The sequence below is a fragment of the Microseira wollei NIES-4236 genome, from assembly GCF_020521235.1.
GTDB lineage: Bacteria > Cyanobacteriota > Cyanobacteriia > Cyanobacteriales > Aerosakkonemataceae > Microseira > Microseira wollei.
Genome location: NZ_BLAY01000452.1, coordinates 1 through 1,229, shown reverse-complemented (window position 1 = coordinate 1,229; position 1,229 = coordinate 1). Strand labels below are relative to the sequence as shown.

Genomic DNA, 1,229 nt, shown 5'->3' with positions numbered 1-1,229 from the left:
GGGTAATTTGTTGTTATTCGATTGTGGAAGTTGTTCCCGCACTTGGGGGGGAACGCGGCGAAAGCTGCCTGGGTTGCTCCTGATTTACCGCCGCTGGGTTTGGGGCGTCCCTCCTGGTGGGGAGGGGCCGGGTTTTATTCAAACATTCGCCGATCAATTTAATAAATTATATGAGTAATATTCCGGATTATTGTATGAATAAAATGGCAGGGAACGATTTGACGGAAGCCAATGGAGAAGAAACCAACCAATCGCCAGCACTCTCCGAAAACCAAGAAGGCGAAGCACGGGGAGACGAAAACCAGATACGGATTCATGTTGACGGAAGCCAGCACTGCCAAACTCGACGAACTCGCCCAGAAGATGGGCGTGAGCGGTTCCGAAGTGTTGGAATTGATGATTCGCCGACTCACTCCCAGTACCGAAAAATCTCTATTAGGGAAGTTCTTGGGAAAATCCTTAGCCGGGTCGATGAACTAGAAGGGAAGCACCTGGCGTATGTAGAAAGTCACCAGCAAAGACTTGCACAACGATTGTCTGAAAGCAAAACCGACAAAGAGGAGGCATTGCAACTTGTAGCAGAAATCAGGGAGATGACCTCTTTAATAGATCGACAGCTGAATGAAGAGGACGAACCCTAACCAGCGATCGCGTCGGGTCGCTGGTTTTATTTTGGTGGCGGCGATGCGTACGCGCTACCAACTACCAATTACCAATTACCCATGAATAACTTTTCCGAAGAAGACCTTGAATTGCTACAGCGAGTGGAACTTGAGATTGGGATTATGGAATCAATGCCTGACGCTGTTGTCTCCCTCCCATACGTAGGGGTCTTGGCAATAATCACCCAAGTTCAGATAGCATTAGCATTGTGCCATCCAGACAACAATAGGTGGGCAACTAAGCAGGCAGAATTGCTAGCAAAGGCACTGCAACAAGCTCTTTTCGATCAAGATTCAGCGATTTATGAATCAATCGAAAAAAAGTGGAAGAGCTTGGATCGAATCAGGGCACAAGGGACAAATAACCTTGAGCCCAAGCAATAACCAAGGAGCGTGGAAAAAAAGCGTCATTCGCCAGCCTCTACCTTAAGATGTAGTCTTCGCCCAACCCGATCGCTGGTTTTATTTTGGCGGCTGTTGGGTGCGATCGCCTTTAACCCCCAGTGCCAGCGACCCTAGCTCGAAGCCGTTCCAGCAGCTCCTGGCTCTCCTTGATGTCTTGGCTGG

At 49.0% G+C, this 1,229-nt stretch carries 2 protein-coding genes; both read left to right on the top strand.

Annotation, left to right across the window (positions count from 1 at the left end):
• Positions 1-170: 170 nt before the first annotated feature.
• Positions 171-641 carry a hypothetical protein gene (locus MiSe_RS54405; RefSeq protein ID WP_264197168.1) on the top strand — a complete coding sequence of 157 codons (471 nt, stop codon included), beginning with the start codon at positions 171-173 and terminating at the stop codon, positions 639-641.
• Between the two features lie 81 nt (positions 642-722).
• On the top strand, positions 723-1,046 hold the full coding sequence (locus tag MiSe_RS49180) for a hypothetical protein (protein WP_226594847.1): 324 nt from the start codon (positions 723-725) through the stop codon (positions 1,044-1,046).
• Positions 1,047-1,229: the final 183 nt, after the last annotated feature.

Excerpts from the sequence above, each read along its gene's own strand:
- MiSe_RS49180 (WP_226594847.1), top strand. The coding sequence starts at position 723 with ATGAATAACTTTTCCGAAGAAGACCTTGAATTGCTACAGCGAGTGGAA.
- MiSe_RS54405 (WP_264197168.1), top strand. The coding sequence starts at position 171 with ATGAGTAATATTCCGGATTATTGTATGAATAAAATGGCAGGGAACGAT.